Source organism: Rhizobium sp. AB2/73, assembly GCF_020871915.1.
In the GTDB taxonomy this organism is placed as follows: Bacteria; Pseudomonadota; Alphaproteobacteria; order Rhizobiales; family Rhizobiaceae; genus Rhizobium; species Rhizobium dioscoreae.
Map to the genome: position 1 here is coordinate 358,179 of NZ_CP067072.1, position 15,760 is coordinate 373,938.

Here is a 15,760-nt window from a genome sequence, read left to right on the forward strand (position 1 = left end):
CGAATTGCCTGAAGCAAGAAGAATGCCGGTATTGCTGTCAGTAAGGCAAGCGAAGGAAATTAATCGGCGGATTTTTGTCGTCCCCCCGCGCTTCAAGCGATCAATCGCTGCAACCTGCGGATATGGAAATCTCCGCCTATGCACATTTGCTATCGTTCAAACGGTTCGCCAAGTGAGGCGACACCGTTGAGCTTCAGGAGCCGGCGGTCTACGGAGATGATGCCAAGGACGATGATCGTCACGAGATAGGGCAGGCATGCGAGCAATTGCGAGGAAATTGCGAGCCCGCTGGCCTGCGCCGCAAGACCCATCAGCGACACCGCACCGAACAGGCAGGCGCCCAGGAAAATCCTGGATGTCAGCCAGGTTCCAAAGACAACAAGGGCAATGGCAATCCAGCCCCGCCCGGCGATCATGCCGTCCGCCCAGAGCGGCGTATAGATCGTGGAGGCGTAAGCGCCGGCAAAGCCTGCCATCATGCCGCCAAACGTAACTGCCGCGAAGCGGATCGAGACAATGGGATAGCCGATAGCATGAGCAGCTTTCGGATTTTCACCGACGGCGCGAAGGATAAGACCGACCTTGCCATAGGCAAACATCGCCCATATGCCGACCGTCACGACAAGCGAGATCCAGACGACGATATCCTGACTGAATAGGCCCCCGACGACTGGAATTTGTGAAAGCCCGGGAATTGCGATCTTTGGCAAGGTGGTGACGGTCAGGCTCTCGTAACTCTTGCCGAACAGTGCCGAGAGACCCTGACCGAGAATGCCGAGGGCAAGACCGGCAGCAACCTGGTTTGCGTTGAAGCCCAGTGTGATAGCGGCAAAAATCATGGAGAGGAGCGCACTTCCGAGACCGGCCGCAAGGAAGGCAAGAAGATGACCGCCGCCATGATAAACGACAATGAACGCGATGACGGCGCCCACGGCCATCAAGCCCTCTACGCCGAGGTTCAAGACGCCGGAGCGCTCGGCAACAAGCTCGCCCAGGGCTGCCAGCAGAAACGGAGTTGCGGCTGCCAGCATGCCGGCTAGAATGAACTCGACGGCGCTCATGATGCGCTCCGGATGGGCACGGGGCGCCAGACGATGCGATAACGCACGAAAGCCACCGCGATGAGATAGATGAGGAGCAGACTGCCCTGGAATACGCGGACGGCTGCAATCGGCAGATTGGCGGAGACCATGGCGTTATCGCCACCGATATAGAGCGCTGCCATGATGATCGCGGAGATGACGATGCCGATTGGATTGAGGCCGCCAAGATAGGCAACGATAATTGCCGCGTATCCATATCCGGTCGAGATCGAACGCTGCAGCTGGCCAAGCGGTCCGGCAACTTCAGCGGCGCCCGCAAGTCCGGCGGCCGCTCCGCCAATGATCAGCGACAGCCAGATTGCCCAGCTCTCCTTGAAACCGGAATAGCTTGCCGCCCGGGGAGCCAGTCCGCCGACCTGCAATTTATACCCGGCGAAGCTCTTCTGCATGAAGATCCACGCTGCGATCGACAGACCGGCAGCAAAGATAAGCGAGACATTGACGCGGGTTCCCTCGAACAGGATCGGCACCATTGCGTCGTACTGGAACATGACCGACTGCGGGAAATTGAAGCCGCCGGGATCTTTCCATGGGCCGAGAAGAAGATAGTTGAGCAATTGCGCGGCAACGAAGCTCAGCATCAATGAGACGAGGATTTCGTTGGCGTTGAGCCTGACGCGCCAGAAGGCGGTGAGAGACGCCCATAGAGCACCGCCGAGAGTGCCGAGCAGCAGCATTGCGGGCCATATCCATTGGCCCGTTGCCTGCGGCATCCAGACGGGTATCGCGGAGGCGAAGATTGCGCCAAGAATGAATTGGCCCTCAGCGCCGATATTGAAGACCTTCGCGCGAAAGCCGATTGCGAGACCCTGCGCAATCAGAAGCAGGGGCCCAGTCTTGAGCAATACTTCCGAGAAGGAGGCCCAGGAGACGAATGGTTCGATCAGCATGGCATAGATCACCGCCATCGGATCACGGCCCATCGCGACATAGAGGCCGAGATTGAGTGCGATGGTGACGATGAGGGCGATCGGCGGCGCGAGCAGCTTTGCGGCGAAGGAGGCTCGATCGCGACGGATCAAGCTGGGAAGGATTGCAGAAAAGGAACGGCTCATGCGAATGCCTTTTCGCCTTGGGGCTGTGCGCCGATCATGTATCGACCGATATCTTCAGCTTTTGTATCGCGGGTCACGAGTGGCGGGCTCAGCGTGCCGTGGTAAAGGACCTGAATGACGTCGCTAAGCTCGAACAATTCCTCGAGCTCTTCCGATATGACGAGAATTGCCATGCCTTGATTGCGCAGCTCGATCAGCCGCTTGCGAATGGCGGAAGCCGCGCCGACATCGACGCCCCAAGTTGGTTGCGCAAGAAACAGCAGTTTCGGGGCGAGCATGATTTCGCGGCCGACGATGAACTTCTGCAGGTTCCCCCCAGAAAGCGACCCGGCTTCAGCCTCCGGACCGCGCGTGCGCACGTCATAATCCCGGATGCACTCGCTTGCGAAATCCGTTGCCTTCGCTTTGTCGATGAGACCATGCTTGACGAGCTTCAAGGGATGGGCCGTCAGCAGACTATTGAGCGTTAAGGACATTTCGGGAACAGCGCCATGCCCGAGTCGATCCTCCGGGACAAAGGCAAAGCCAAGCTTCCGACGGCTGGCGGCGTCGAGGCTGCCGACATCCTGTCCCATCATAAAGATCTGATCGCGTTTGTCCCGGGGCAGGGGCGTTTCCCCCGAAATCAGGGCGGCAAGCTCCCTTTGCCCATTCCCGGAAATGCCGGCGATGCCCAGAATCTCGCCGCTGCGCACCGTCAGGCTGATGGTGGAGAGCGGCATGCCAAAGGGATCGTCCGGCCGGTAATCGAGGCCGATGATTTCCAGGCGCTTTTCACCCTCGGCCAAAGCCAAGGCTGGCATCGCTTCGGGCATGTCGCGGCCGATCATCATGCGGGCGAGATCATGGGCGTCGTGTTCGCGCGGATCCACATGTCCGGTCACGCGTCCGCCGCGCAGGATCGTAGCCCGGTTGCACAGGGATTGGATTTCTTCCAGCTTATGCGAGATGAAGAGGATCGACACGCCGCGATCGCGCAGCCGGCGCAGCGTGTTGAACAGCTTCTCGACGGCTTGCGGCGGCAGGACCGATGTCGGCTCGTCGAGGATCAGCAGCTTCGGATCGGTCATCAGGCACCGAATGATTTCCACCCGCTGCCGCTCGCCGACGGAGAGTTCGTGCACATGGGCGAGCGGATCGACTTCGAGACCGAATTCATCTCCCAGAGCGCGGATGCGCTGCGCAAGCTCGGCCCTGCCGCCGGAGACGATCAGGCGAATATTCTCGACTACCGTCAGGCTCTCGAACAGCGAGAAATGCTGAAAGACCATCCCGACGCCGGTGCGCCTCGCCTCCGCGGGAGAGGCAAGGTTCAAGGGCTTTCCATGCCAGGCAATGGTGCCTTCGTCCGGCTGTTCGACGCCGTAGATCAGCTTCATCAGCGTCGATTTGCCGGCGCCATTCTCTCCGAGGATGGCATGGATGGAGCCCGGCGCTACGTCCAGATCGATATGCTTGTTGGCATGGACCTGGCCGTAGCTTTTGGAGATGCCGCGCAGCGACAGCAGCGGAATGGTCATTTGGATTTACTTCGGCAAAGGCGTCTTCACACCTTTGACATGCCAGTCCATCGCGACGATCTGCGCATCCGTGAGTGTCGCGCCCGAAGCCGCGCCTTCGCTGCCATCGGCCTTGGTGATCGGACCGGTGAACGGCGAAAAGCCGCCGCTGGCGATCTTCGATTCGATTTCCTTGATCTTCGCCATGGTGTCGGCCGGAATTGCAGGGCTCCAGTCGACGACTTCGACAACCTTGTCCGCGACGCCGAGGAAAGCATTGGCACCCTTGAAGGTGCCCGCGAGATGGGCATCGACCGATGCCTTGAAGAAGGGCGACCAGTCGGTGGACACGCAGCCGAGATAGGTTTTCGGCGCATATTTCTTCATTGAGGAATTCAAGTTGAAGGCGTAGACGCCGGCTTCCTCGCAGGCTGAGATGACCGAGGGCGTATCCTGGGCGTTCGAGAAGATCACGTCGCAGCCCTGCGAAATCAATGCCTTGGCGGCCTCCTGCTCCTTGGCCGGATCGAACCAGGAATTGACCCAGACGACCGATACTTCGATATCCGGCTTAACCGCCTGTGCACCTAACGTGAAGGCGTTGATCGACGTGATCAATTCGGGAATGGCGAAGGCGGAGACGGAGCCGAGCTTGCCCGTCTTGGAAACGGCGGCCGCCGCCATGCCGAGCAGATACGTCCCCTGGAAATACTTGGCGGCGAAGGGCGAGAAGTTCGGGGCAACCTGGAAGCCGGAGGCATGCAGGACGGTCACCTTGGGATTGCGGCGGGCAATCTGAAGCGCGCCGTTCTGATAGCCGAACGAGCCGGCGATGAGGAAATGGTTCCCATCGGCGACCGTCTTGTTCATGATACGGTCGGCATCCGGGCCTTCGGCGATGTTCTCAATCACGGTGACCTTGACCTTGTCGCCATAGGCGGTCTTGATCGGATCGAGGCCGGCAGCCAGCGCATGGCCCCAGCCGACATCGCCGATCGGCGAGGGCACGACGAGCGTGATGCCGAGCGGTTCCCCGGCTGCAAAGGCGGAGCGGCCGGTAAAGGCCGTTGCGAGGCCTGCGACGGTCGCGCTCTTCATCAATGTTCTGCGGGTCAGATTCTTCTGCATCCCAGTTCCCCTTTTTGGCTTTTCAGAATTCTACTGTTGCAAGAGCAGCTTCGGCCGCCGCAAACAGCGCGGCCTCATCCAGTCCGGTGAATTCACCCTTTTGCCAGACGATGCGTCCGTTGATCATGGTCAGATCGGTGGGCATGCCGATCCCGACCTTGGCAATCAGGCTCAGCGGGTCATGCCGTGTGCCGACATAGTCCATCCGCCGCGTATCGATGGCGAAGAGATCGGCCGCCATACCCGGCGCGAGACGCCCGATATCCGTGCGCCCCAACAGGCTTGCGCCTCCGCTTGTCGCATATCGCAGGAAGTCGAGCGGGGCTGGAACGGCATGCGCGCGCGTCGACGCCATCAGACACTGCAGCATGTATGCGGAATGGATGCAGTGCATGAGATTCGAGTTGTCGTTCGATGCGGCTCCGTCGCAGCCGAGACCGATGCGCAGGCCGAAAGCGTGCATAGCCGGGATATCGGTCACTTCGGCGCCGACTAGGTAAACCGGCTCGGGGCAATGGGAAACGCCGGTGCCGCTTGCCGCAATCTTGCGCAATTCGTCATGCGTCAGTTCCCAGCAATGGGCGTAGAAGGTGTCGGGGCCGGCAAAGCCCAATTCGGCGCAGTAGTCGACCGTGCGCATGCCATGCCGCGCCTCGATGACTGGGCTTTCGCCTTCGCCGACATGGGTGTGCATCTGCACACCGCGATCGCGCGCCAGCGCGACCGATTCGACGAAGGTTTCGCGATAGCAATTGACCGGCTGGCAAGGCGCGACAACCACCTGGCGCATGCTGAAGGGGCTGGCATCGTGATAGCTATCGATCAGCCGCGCGCAGTCGGCAATGAATTCGTCGGTGGTTTCGAGCATGGCATCCGGGATCGTCGACCCCTCGGACTTCGGCAGGGTGTTGCCGCCACGGCCTGCGTGAAAGCGCATGCCTAAAAGTTCGGCTGCCTCGAACTGGCGATCGATCAGGCGCTTTCCGGCATGGCGGGGAAAGCAATATTGATGGTCGAAGGCGGTCGTGCATCCGTGCTTGATCATCTCGGCCATGGCGGTGACCGAAGAATGATAGAAGCAGTCTTCCGTCAGCCGTGAGAAGATCGGATAGATCCGGTCGAGCCATTCGATGACCGAAAGCTTGGTCCAGTCGAGGTCGGCACGATTGCGCACAAAGCACTGAAAGAAGTGGTGATGGGTGTTGACGAGCCCCGGATAGACGAACCAGCCGGATGCGTCCTGGACTGCCGTTCCTTCGGGTAGGCCGTTCAACGACAGATTTTCGCCAATCGCCTGGATCGCCGAGCCCTTGGTGAGCAGGTCGACGTTCCGGCGCACGCTCGGCCCATTGCCCTCATCGACGATAACTGCAGCGCAATTCTTCAGGAGATAACCGGTCATTCCATCATGCCTCTGCTGCCGGATGCGGATCGGGTTTCAACTCATGCAGGCGGTGAATGCCGGGCATCTCGATGAAACCGGGCAGGCTGCGGATGGCGCGCATCCAGAGGCGGATCAAGGGATAGGGATCAAGCGGGATGCCGCCGTCGGGCGCAAGCGCGACATAGGGAAAGCAGGCGATATCGGCGATCGTCGGCTCACTTGCCGCAAGAAACCGCATGCCGCGCTCGCGTTGTTCGAAGATGCCCGCTTCGAGCTCGCGCAGGGCAGCAATCCCTTGAGCCTGTAGAAGCTTGATATTGCCCGGGCGCAGAAGCATTTCGTGGAGCCGCGCGCCGCCAAGATTGGCGGTCAGACGATGCGAGAAGGAAAGCCATTGCTGCACGCGTGCCGCCTCCTGCGGCGAGCCCCGCCCCAGCCATTCCGGCGCAGCACTGGCAGCGAGGTAGGCAAGCATCGCCGAGGATTCGGTGAGCACGAGATCGCCATCTTCGAGGATCGGGATTGAGCCTGCCGGATTGAGTGCCAGAAGTTCCGGCCCGCGATGCTCCGCGCCGGGATGGAAGTCGACCGGCCGGATTTCGAGTTTGATGCCGAGGATCGCGGCCATCAGCCGGATCTTGTAGCAACTCGGCGATAGAACATAATCGTAGAGCTTCATTGTGCGACCAACTGTGCGCCGTAGGTATAGTTATGGCGCTTGAGCCATCGCCGGTAGGCGACCGAGGTGAGGTCCGCCCTTGTCGGAATTTCCATGCCGGGATCGAGCGGAAGAAGCGCGGGTATCTGGTTTTCGAGGATCGAACGATCCTGCAGGAAGATCGTCTGTTGAAAGTGGATGAGGTCCGTCATGGGCGTTTCATCATCGAAGAGCGCCATCCAGGGCCATACGTCGCATAAGTCTTCGGCAAGAGGCTGGACGAACAAGGTGATGACGTCCCATTCGCTGGGGCGCGGAGGGCACGTCTTGTAGAGCACGGAACAGGTCGGGGCCGGCACGCGGTACATATACTCTGTCGTAATGCCGCCAGTCGCGGATTTTGCAGCCTGCGGCTGGTAGAACTTCACCTGCGTTGCCCAGACTTCATCCACACCCTCGCGGATCTCGACCTTGTAATTTTCGACCTCCGTATGCGGTTCCGCACCGAGGATGTCGGTGTGAACGAAGGGAAAATGCGCGATGTCGAGAAAGTTCTCCACGGCGCGAAGCGGCGAGCAGCGCACGCGGACGACGCCGACATCGACGAAGCGCCGGCCCGGCTGATCGGCCTCAGGAATGGCAAAAAGTTCTTTCTTCGGGTTTCCGACGGAGGACCAGACATGGCCATACCGGATACGTATGGGAAGGGCTCTACCCTCGGCGGTCGTTACCCGCGCATTGCCATCCTGATCGCGCGCGACCTCGATCGCCTCGCCCATCAGCCAAGACTTGCTTCCCTTCTCGCTGAGCTGGCTGAAAAGGCCGACCGGATACCATTCATCGATCATTGCGCCGCCATTCATCATGCATTCTCCCTTTGGCGCTCTTCCGCGGCGCGGCGGATGGATTCGACAATCCTGGACGCCGCAACGCGGTCTGCCGGGCTGCGGTCCCTATCGATCAAGAGAAGAAGGAGCGTGTGTTTTCCCTGGGGTGCCAGCAGCAGCCCGATCCAGGGAAATCGAGGTAGGCGAACCAGCCCCCTTGCATCAGTCTTTGCCCCTGCCGCAGCCTCGATCTCCGCAAAACCCGTTTCCACGATCATCGATCGCAGCGGAATGAACTTGTCGAGCTGAGGAGGCGGTGCTGCCGGTTGTCCGACTGCCACCCATAGAACACCATCCGCTTCTTCCACTTGCTGGACGGCGACCCGGATGGTTTCTGGCGGAACGAGATCGGGATGGGCGGGAATGCGAATGCATGCGCCCGATGGCGAATAGCTCCATCCATGATAAATACAGGACAGTGCCTCGCCGCGAACGAAGCCGTGCGACAAGCTCATTCCGCGATGCGGGCAGCGATCGGATGATGCGGTTGCGCGACCCGACTGACTGCGCCATAGGGCGATCGGGCCAACCGATGTCCAGGCCGGCATGACGGTTCCTGGTGGCAGATCGGAGGAAAGGGCGACTGGCGCCCAGGATCCGGCCCCATCAAATGGCATGGTCTCAACTCTCTAATTTCACCAATGGCTTAACGCCGCTGGTCATAGGCAGGCACTGATGCCTGCATCCCCGTAGCGCTCAAAGACTTTGCATAAATAATTCGCATTGGCAACAATGATTAAATAAAAGGCAATAGATCAGGAATTCCTAAGATGCGATGTTTCCGGTCCAGTCATGACCCTGCGTTGAATCTCCTCGACCCAAACGTCGATCGGGCCGAGTGAGCAGCCCATTTCCAGCATGTCGATCAGTTCCACAGGTCCGGTGACCTCCAGTTCGATCCGGTCCGCACCGGAATGGAAGAATGTCTGCGAAAGTCCGAGCTTGTTGGCGTGACGCCGGATCCACGGGACGAATGAGGCTGTGTTAAGGTCGCCCAGTATTGTCATGCGCTCCCGAAATTCACCTTGCGGCACGTGCATTCGCCAATGATCCCTGCCTTGCATCAAGATGACAGAATAGCCGCTTCATGGGTTTGTGAAAGGGGTCATCTCCCAAAACAATGCTCCGCCGTCCCCGTGGGCAGCGGAGCTTGAGCCTGTGTCAATTCTTGACGGTGTCTTCCAGGAAGAAGCGGCCAAGCGGGTTTTGATGGAAATTATCGATATTCTTGCGCGCAACGTTGATATACGGGCTGTAATAGAGGTCGATCCAGTTGACGTCGTCCTTCGCCATCTTCTGCAGATCGATATACATCTGCTCGCGCTTCTTCGGATCCAGCTCCAGCCGCGCCTTGGCGACGAGATCCTTTACCGCATCATTCTTGTAGTTGGTCATGTAGTTGTTGTTGGAATCGTGGCCCAGAACGAATGTCGTCTTCTGATCCGGGTCGAGAATATCGTTGGTCCAGTAGTTGACGGAAATGTCGTAGTCGCCAGCGATGGTCATGTCCCACTCCTGGCTGGGGTCGACCTTTTGCAGGTCGGCAGTAATGCCGGCCTTGGCGAGTTGCTGCTGGACCAGCACGGCCGTCTGTTCATCCACTTCATCGCCGGCGCGAATGAGGTATTTTAACGTGAGATTGGAGACGCCGGCCGCCGAAAGCATCTGCTTGGCCTTTTCCGGATCGTAGGGGCGTTGCGGATTATCCGCATAGTAATACAAGGCGCCCTTGGGAATGTAGGAATTGGCGACGGTGCCCTGATGGAAGGTAACGGCGTCGACGATCGCCTTCTTGTCGATCGCCATGTCGAGAGCCTGGCGGACCTCCTTCCTGCCGAGGTCGCCATGGGCGTGGTTGATCAGCAGGTGATCCTCACGTGTGGAAGGATCGATCAGCACGTTGAGGTTTGGGTCCTTTTTCAGCTCTTCGACACGCGAGAACGGAACGAAAATGGCGGTATCGAGCTGGCCGGCCTGCACGTTCAGCATCCGGGTGTTGTCGTCCGGTACCGAGATCCATTCGACGCCGTCGAGTTTCACGCGGTCGGCCTGCCAGAAATTCGGGTTCTTCTTCAGGATGATGCGATCGCCGCGGCGCCATTCCTCGACGGAGAAGGCGCCTGAGGCGATCGGCTTTTCCGCATAGGCATCCGGTCCCATCGATTCCATCCCGGCCTTCGAGATGACCGATGCGTTCGGCAAGGCGAGCGTCGAAAGGAAAGGCGCTGAGGCGTGCTTGAGCTTGATCGTCAGCGTGTGCGGATCGGTCGCGACCGCCGTATCGATCACCTTATAGGAATCGCTCCAAAGCGAAGCCTTGTCGTCGCGTATGCGCAGCAGACTGAAGGCTGCGTCATCAGCCGTCAGCGGCGAGCCATCGGAAAATTTCGCATCGCGAATCTTGAAGACATAGGTCAAGCCGTCATCCGAGGTCGTCCAGCTTTCCGCGAGACCCGGCTCCAGCTTCGTGCCCGTCTTGTCGACGCGCACCAGCACGTCGTAAACGTTGGAGAACACCCAGTTGTCGATATTCTGCGCCGTCTTGATCGGATCGAACGTCGTCGAGTCCTCACGGCGGCCGATAGTCAGCACGCCGGCGGCTTCCGCATAGCTCGCGCTCAGCGTCAGGCCGGCGAGGATGGCGGCAAGCCCGATTGTCTTCCATTTGTTGGTCATGAATTCGTTCCCTTCGTTGTTATCGCATGCGTTTGGCTGATGGGGTCTGCCCGGCGGGTGCCGCGTCGCGCTCGCCATGCAAGGGCTTGTCCGGATCGATATCGGGAATGGCTGCGATGAGCGCTGCGGTATAGGCATGCTTCGGGCGAGAGAAGATCTCCTGCGAGCGGCCTTCCTCGACGATCCCGCCGCGATACATCACGACAGTCCGCTCACAGAGATTGCGCACAATGGCGAGATCGTGGGCGATGAATATCAGCGTCAGGTTCATCCGGCGCGTCAGTTCACGGAAGAGATCGATGATCTGCGCCTGGATGGTGACATCGAGCGCTGCCACGCATTCGTCGGCAATGATGAGCTTCGGATTGACTGCAAGTGCCCTTGCAATGCCGGCGCGCTGGCATTGGCCGCCGCTCATGCTGCGCGGCTTGCGGTCGGCGAATTCGCGTTCCAGGCCGACGAGATCGAGCAATTCGCCGATGCGAGCGTGTATATCGGCCTTTGCGACCTTGCCCTGGACTTTCAGTACCTCGGCAAGCGTCTGGCCGATCGTCAGGCGCGGGTTAAGCGCGTTGAACGGGTCCTGGAAGACCATGGCGGTTTCGCGCCGGAGCCTTGCGAGGCCGGCGCTCTTCTGCTGGGTCAGATCGACACCATCGAACGTGACGTGACCGGAGGAAATCGGGGTAAGGCCGAGAACGGCGCGCGCAAGCGTGCTCTTGCCGCTGCCGGATTCTCCGACGATGCCGATGGTTTCGCCCGGCATGACCTGCAGGCTGACGCCGGAAACGGCGCTGACCGTCTTTGCGTCGCTGCCCCTATAGAAACCGCCGCCGACCCTGAAGTCGACACGCAGGTCATCGATTTCGAGCAGCGGCTTGGCTGACGTTCTCGGCCGGGTTGGTTCCGGCTGCGCCGTTGCAGCTTCGTCGGGCAGGGAAGGGTGGCTGTTGATCAGATCGATCGTATACGGATTTTCAGGCCGGCTGAGGATCGTCCTTTTGGGACCCTGTTCGAGCAGCCGGCCATTGCGCATGACGGCGATCCTGTCGCAGGTCTGGGCGACGATGCCGAGATCATGGGTTATGAGGATGATCGAAAGCCCGCGCTTGTCGCGAATGTCGATCAGCAGCCGCAGGATCTGAGCCTGAATGGTGACGTCGAGCGCTGTCGTTGGCTCATCGGCGACAAGGAGCTTTGGATTGCAGGAGAGTGCGACGCCGATCATGGCGCGCTGCCGCATCCCGCCGGAAAACTCGTGCGGATAGCTGTCATACTGTCTTTTGGGATCGGGAAAGCCGACCTGCTCAAGGATTTCGGTCGCCGCTGCACGGGCCTCGCGCGCCTTGAGACCCTGATGGTAGCGGATGCCTTCGGCAATCTGGTCGCCGATGCGCATGACGGGATCGAGATGGCTTGTCGGATTCTGGAAGATCATGCCGATTTCGCCGCCGCGTACATCAAGCATCTCGGCATCGCTGATTTTCGTGAGTTCCCGTCCTTCAAGACGGATCGAGCCACTGTCGATCTTTAGAAGTGACGACGGCAAGAGCCGCACCAGCGAACGGCACAGGAGGCTCTTGCCCGAGCCGCTCTCGCCGACGAGGCCAAGGATCTCACCCTTGCCGAGATCGAGCGAAACGCCGTCGATCAGCGTGCGTGCACCACCGTCGAGGCGGGCCTTGACCACGAGGTCGCGGACGGAAAGGACGGGCGCGCTCATTCATGCACCCCCAGCAGTTCGCCGAGCGCATCGCCCAGCATGCTGAAGCCGAAGGCGAGGCAGACGATGGAAAGGCCGGGAAACAGCGTGATCCACCAGGCCGTCGTGATGAAGCTTTGGCCTTCCGCCACCATGACGCCCCATTCGGCAAGCGGCGGCTGAACGCCGAGGCCGAGATAGCTGACGGCCGCACCGCTTAGGAGCACGAGCACGGCATCCGACATGGAAAAGACGATCGAGCCGGCAATGGCGTTCGGCAGGAGGTGGCGGAACATGATCCTGGGTCGGCTGAAGCCGAGACTGACGGCGGCAACGGCATAGTCGCTGCTCTTCAGTACCAGCATCTGCGCGCGGATGAGACGTGCATAGGAGACCCAGCCGACCAGGGCCATGGCGATATAGAAGCTGCTGAGCCCCGGTCCCAGAATGGCGATGATCGACAGCATCAGCACCAGGAAGGGGAAGGCGAGGATGATATCGACGATGCGCATGAAGAGCGCATCGACAATGCCACCGAAGAAGCCGGCAATGGTGCCGACCGTCGTGCCGATCAGAAATGGGAAGAGCACGCCGATGACGGCGATCTGCAGGTCGATGCGCGCGCCCCAGACGACGCGCGAAAGAATGTCTCGTCCGAAATTGTCCGTGCCGAACGGATGCAGGAACGACGGCGCCTGCAGGCGCATGTCGGCATTCTGGAAGATCGGGTCATACGGCGCGACGATTGGCGCCAAGATTGCCAGAAGGAGGAAGAATAGAAGGATGCCGCCGCCGAGCGTCAGCGTCAGGTGCTTCCCCAAAAACCTGTTCCAGCCGAGGGAGGCGGTTGCTGTTGTGTCGATGGTCATAGCTTCACCCGAGGATCGACGGCGACCGTGACGATATCGGCGAGGAAATTGACCAACACTGTGGCGCAGGCAAACACCATCGCCACGCCCTGGACGACCATGTAGTCGCGCGAGAAGATGGCGCGCACCAACAACTGGCCCATGCCGGGCAGGGCAAAGACGCTCTCGACGACCACCGTGCCGCCGATCAGCCAGCCGATGTTGACCGCAAGCAGGTTGATCGTCGGCACCAGCGAGTTCGGCACGACATGCCGCCAGAAGACGATGCCTTCCGGCATGCCGCGGGCACGGGCCGCAGTCGCCACGTCCGACTTCAAGGATTCGATCATCGCTGCCCGCAGGCTGCGCGTCAGCACGGTCGAAAGCGACAGCGCGACCGTCAAGGCCGGCAGGATGAGATGGGCGATCTTCTCGCCGATCGTCGAGCCGTAGCCCGAGACCGGCAGGACGCCAAGTTGGACGCTGAACAGGATGATCAGCATCAGTCCCAGCCAGAAGGGCGGAAAGCCGATGCCGAAGGTCGAGACGACGCGCACGATATGGTCCGGTGCGCGGCCGACATTGCGTGCGGCAATCGCCGACATCGGCACCGCAATCAGGATCGACAGTATGACGCTCGAGACGACCAGCGCGACGGTCGGCTCGATCCGCGTCGAAATCAGCGGCAGCACGTCGATCTTGTAGAGGATCGATTTGCCCATTTCGCCATTGCCGAGATTCTTGATGAAATAGAAATATTGCAGCCACATCGGCTGATCGAGGCCGTATTGGGCGCGAATGCTGGCAAGCGCTGCCGGGGTGGCGCGCGTGCCGAGAATATTGCGCGCGGGATCGCCGGGAATGAGGCGGACCAGAACGAAGGTGATGACGCTGATGCCGAAGAGGACAGGCAGGAACTGCAGCGGTCGCGTCAATACGAATCTATAGCGATGCATGGCGGCGATCGCCCCCTTGTCGTCGGTGGGATTGGATCACCTTAGCTTGCATCAGCTTGCCCTATGCCGCGATAGGAAGTCGAGGAGTGCTGGATAGTAATCCCACGGGTTCTCATAGAAAGGCATGTGGCTGGCATTGGCGAAGACCTTGAGTTCGGCATCCTTCAAGGCAAGCTTCATCCGGAGCGCACAGGCCGGCGTCAACTCGTCATGTTCGCCCGCCGTGATCAGCACCGGCATGGCAAGTTGCGGAAGGTCCGGAATGCGGTTCCAGTCCTTGAGATTGCCGATATAGAGAAATTCGTTTGGTCCCTGCATCGTCTCGTAGGGACCCATGTTCCAATCGTCGAGCGAGCGGCGGACAGGTGCCGGCCATTCCGGCAGACGGCAGACATGGCGATAATTGAGGATGGTGACGGCGGCGAGATATTCGGGGTGATTATAGGTGCCCTGCGCCTCGTGCTTCTGCATCATGGCGACCGTTTCCGGGCCGAGTGCCGCGCGCAGCCGTTCCAGCTCGGAAATCAGATGCGGCATGTCGGCGACGGTATCTTCGAGGATCAGCGTCTTGAGGTTCTCGGGATAGGTCAGGGCATAGTCGATTGCCAGCCAGCCGCCCCAGGAGTGGCCGAGCATGTGGACCTTGCCGAGGCCGAGCGCCTTGCGGACGGTCTCGGTCTCCTCCACATAACGGCCAATGGTCCATAAACCCTTGTCGGTCGGGCGGTCTGAGGCGCCGGTGCCGAGCTGGTCGAAGGCGACGACTCTATACCCCTTGTCGACCAGGCAAGAGTGTGCCTCGCGCAGATAGTCGCAGGGCAGACCCGGACCGCCATTCAGGCAGAAAACCGTCTCGGGCCCGCTGCCAAAGCTGTAGGCGACCACCTTGTAGCCATCGACCCCGACGACATGCCGCGCCTCCGGCTCAATTTCACGCCACATTGACCACTCCGACGAAAGATTCTGCTTGCTCAATATTTGAGCATGGCTAAATTTTTACCTTAAACCGCGCTCGGCACCAGCTATAAGAAGTGATAGGTTGCGAGGTCGCAGGCACAGACGGGAACCGCTGCATGTTCGATCAAATCGGAACCATCAGGCGCCAATTCACGGCGCATCAGACGCTGGACGGCCGCATCGATCATATCTTCGAGAGCATGAAGGCAATCGGTTTCGAGGCTTTGATCTATGATTATTCGCCGGTGCCTTACGACCTAGACGGCAAGATCATGATCCCTTCGCTTTTGAAGCTAAGGAACATCTCCGACGACATGTATGAATACTGGTTCGATCGCGGTTATTTCCGCATCGATCCCGTGCAACAGGTGGCGCTACGGACTTCGGCGCCGTTCTTCTGGAATTACGATCCCAATGCCGATACGCTGATCAAGCGTTTCATGAGCGAGGATACGGTTCCCGTTGCGCGATATTTGAGCGAGCGTGACATGTCGACGGGTGTCACAGTGCCGGTGCACATGCCGCGCGGCGATTATGCGACGGTCACCGGAATTCGATTTGGTGCCAACAAGGAGTTCGAGCGTGACGCTCTGCGCTATATCGCCGATTTCAATCTGCTTGCGCATGTTTTTCATGAGACGGCCTATTCGCTCTTCGATACCGCAGCGCTGAGTGTCGGCAAGATCCGGCTGACGGAGCGCGAGAGGGAATGCCTGCGCTATTCCGCCGAGGGTTATTCCGCCAAGGAGATCTCGCGCATCATCGATCGCTCGGTGCCGACCGTCGTCATGCACTTGAATGCCGCGGCAAAGAAGCTCGGCGCCAAGAACCGCACCCAGGCGGTCGTCCGGGCCACGCATTATCGGCTGCTGGACGCGCAGCCACCCTATAACTTGTGATAGCTGCC

General features: G+C 59.9%; 15 protein-coding genes. 1 reads left to right on the forward strand and 14 read right to left on the reverse strand.

Annotated features, from left to right (window positions below; genetic code table 11):
- Positions 1–149: 149 nt before the first annotated feature.
- The 14 genes from I8E17_RS21340 to I8E17_RS21405 all read right to left on the reverse strand — a co-directional run bounded on the left by I8E17_RS21340 (position 150) and on the right by I8E17_RS21405 (position 14,838).
- Positions 150–1,061, reverse strand: a complete 912-nt coding sequence (locus tag I8E17_RS21340; RefSeq protein ID WP_069614681.1) for an ABC transporter permease — start codon at positions 1,059–1,061, stop codon at positions 150–152.
- Positions 1,058–2,158 (reverse strand): ABC transporter permease, encoded by a 1,101-nt coding sequence (locus I8E17_RS21345; RefSeq protein ID WP_069614680.1) that lies wholly within the window; start codon positions 2,156–2,158, stop codon positions 1,058–1,060. Before I8E17_RS21345 ends, I8E17_RS21340 begins: the two co-directional genes overlap by 4 nt.
- Entirely contained in the window at positions 2,155–3,678 is a 1,524-nt protein-coding gene (locus tag I8E17_RS21350; protein WP_069614679.1) for an ABC transporter ATP-binding protein, read from the reverse strand. The genes I8E17_RS21345 and I8E17_RS21350 overlap by 4 nt, the downstream gene beginning before the upstream one ends.
- Positions 3,679–3,684: 6 nt before the next feature.
- The gene (locus tag I8E17_RS21355; protein ID WP_069614678.1) at positions 3,685–4,785 is read right to left on the reverse strand and encodes a BMP family ABC transporter substrate-binding protein; all 1,101 of its coding nucleotides are present in this window, start codon (positions 4,783–4,785) and stop codon (positions 3,685–3,687) included.
- Positions 4,786–4,807: 22 nt separating this feature from the next.
- Positions 4,808–6,187, reverse strand: coding sequence for an amidohydrolase (locus tag I8E17_RS21360; RefSeq protein ID WP_069614677.1), 1,380 nt, complete (start codon positions 6,185–6,187; stop codon positions 4,808–4,810).
- A 4-nt stretch (positions 6,188–6,191) separates the two neighbouring features.
- Positions 6,192–6,848, reverse strand: a complete 657-nt coding sequence (locus tag I8E17_RS21365; RefSeq protein ID WP_069614676.1) for a glutathione S-transferase family protein — start codon at positions 6,846–6,848, stop codon at positions 6,192–6,194.
- On the reverse strand, positions 6,845–7,690 hold the full coding sequence (locus I8E17_RS21370) for an aromatic ring-hydroxylating dioxygenase subunit alpha (RefSeq protein ID WP_069614754.1): 846 nt from the start codon (positions 7,688–7,690) through the stop codon (positions 6,845–6,847). The genes I8E17_RS21365 and I8E17_RS21370 overlap by 4 nt, the downstream gene beginning before the upstream one ends.
- Positions 7,690–8,331, reverse strand: a complete 642-nt coding sequence (locus I8E17_RS21375) for a Rieske 2Fe-2S domain-containing protein (RefSeq protein WP_069614675.1) — start codon at positions 8,329–8,331, stop codon at positions 7,690–7,692. The genes I8E17_RS21370 and I8E17_RS21375 overlap by 1 nt, the downstream gene beginning before the upstream one ends.
- Positions 8,332–8,469: 138 nt before the next feature.
- A complete protein-coding gene (locus I8E17_RS21380; RefSeq protein WP_113366330.1) occupies positions 8,470–8,754 on the reverse strand; it encodes an acylphosphatase in 285 nt (94 codons plus the stop codon).
- A gap of 121 nt (positions 8,755–8,875) precedes the next feature.
- A complete protein-coding gene (locus I8E17_RS21385) occupies positions 8,876–10,390 on the reverse strand; it encodes an ABC transporter substrate-binding protein (protein ID WP_069614673.1) in 1,515 nt (504 codons plus the stop codon).
- 19 nt (positions 10,391–10,409) lie between these two features.
- A complete protein-coding gene (locus tag I8E17_RS21390; RefSeq protein WP_069614672.1) occupies positions 10,410–12,113 on the reverse strand; it encodes an ABC transporter ATP-binding protein in 1,704 nt (567 codons plus the stop codon).
- The gene (locus I8E17_RS21395; protein WP_069614671.1) at positions 12,110–12,961 is read right to left on the reverse strand and encodes an ABC transporter permease; all 852 of its coding nucleotides are present in this window, start codon (positions 12,959–12,961) and stop codon (positions 12,110–12,112) included. The genes I8E17_RS21390 and I8E17_RS21395 overlap by 4 nt, the downstream gene beginning before the upstream one ends.
- Positions 12,958–13,896 carry an ABC transporter permease gene (locus I8E17_RS21400; RefSeq protein ID WP_113366329.1) on the reverse strand — a complete coding sequence of 313 codons (939 nt, stop codon included), beginning with the start codon at positions 13,894–13,896 and terminating at the stop codon, positions 12,958–12,960. The genes I8E17_RS21395 and I8E17_RS21400 overlap by 4 nt, the downstream gene beginning before the upstream one ends.
- 51 nt (positions 13,897–13,947) lie before the next feature.
- Complete coding sequence (locus I8E17_RS21405; protein ID WP_069614669.1) at positions 13,948–14,838, reverse strand: proline iminopeptidase-family hydrolase; 891 nt, start codon at positions 14,836–14,838, stop codon at positions 13,948–13,950.
- A gap of 131 nt (positions 14,839–14,969) precedes the next feature.
- Here I8E17_RS21405 and I8E17_RS21410 point away from each other — a divergent pair, with 131 nt between their 5' ends.
- Entirely contained in the window at positions 14,970–15,752 is a 783-nt protein-coding gene (locus I8E17_RS21410; RefSeq protein ID WP_069614668.1) for a LuxR family transcriptional regulator, read from the forward strand.
- Positions 15,753–15,760: the final 8 nt, after the last annotated feature.

Coding starts and splice junctions, on each gene's coding strand:
- I8E17_RS21340 (WP_069614681.1), bottom strand. CDS start 1,061: ATGAGCGCCGTCGAGTTCATTCTAGCCGGCATGCTGGCAGCCGCAACT.
- I8E17_RS21345 (WP_069614680.1), bottom strand. CDS start 2,158: ATGAGCCGTTCCTTTTCTGCAATCCTTCCCAGCTTGATCCGTCGCGAT.
- I8E17_RS21350 (WP_069614679.1), bottom strand. CDS start 3,678: ATGACCATTCCGCTGCTGTCGCTGCGCGGCATCTCCAAAAGCTACGGC.
- I8E17_RS21355 (WP_069614678.1), bottom strand. CDS start 4,785: ATGCAGAAGAATCTGACCCGCAGAACATTGATGAAGAGCGCGACCGTC.
- I8E17_RS21360 (WP_069614677.1), bottom strand. CDS start 6,187: ATGACCGGTTATCTCCTGAAGAATTGCGCTGCAGTTATCGTCGATGAG.
- I8E17_RS21365 (WP_069614676.1), bottom strand. CDS start 6,848: ATGAAGCTCTACGATTATGTTCTATCGCCGAGTTGCTACAAGATCCGG.
- I8E17_RS21370 (WP_069614754.1), bottom strand. CDS start 7,690: ATGAATGGCGGCGCAATGATCGATGAATGGTATCCGGTCGGCCTTTTC.
- I8E17_RS21375 (WP_069614675.1), bottom strand. CDS start 8,331: ATGCCATTTGATGGGGCCGGATCCTGGGCGCCAGTCGCCCTTTCCTCC.
- I8E17_RS21380 (WP_113366330.1), bottom strand. CDS start 8,754: ATGCACGTGCCGCAAGGTGAATTTCGGGAGCGCATGACAATACTGGGC.
- I8E17_RS21385 (WP_069614673.1), bottom strand. CDS start 10,390: ATGACCAACAAATGGAAGACAATCGGGCTTGCCGCCATCCTCGCCGGC.
- I8E17_RS21390 (WP_069614672.1), bottom strand. CDS start 12,113: ATGAGCGCGCCCGTCCTTTCCGTCCGCGACCTCGTGGTCAAGGCCCGC.
- I8E17_RS21395 (WP_069614671.1), bottom strand. CDS start 12,961: ATGACCATCGACACAACAGCAACCGCCTCCCTCGGCTGGAACAGGTTT.
- I8E17_RS21400 (WP_113366329.1), bottom strand. CDS start 13,896: ATGCATCGCTATAGATTCGTATTGACGCGACCGCTGCAGTTCCTGCCT.
- I8E17_RS21405 (WP_069614669.1), bottom strand. CDS start 14,838: ATGTGGCGTGAAATTGAGCCGGAGGCGCGGCATGTCGTCGGGGTCGAT.
- I8E17_RS21410 (WP_069614668.1), top strand. CDS start 14,970: ATGTTCGATCAAATCGGAACCATCAGGCGCCAATTCACGGCGCATCAG.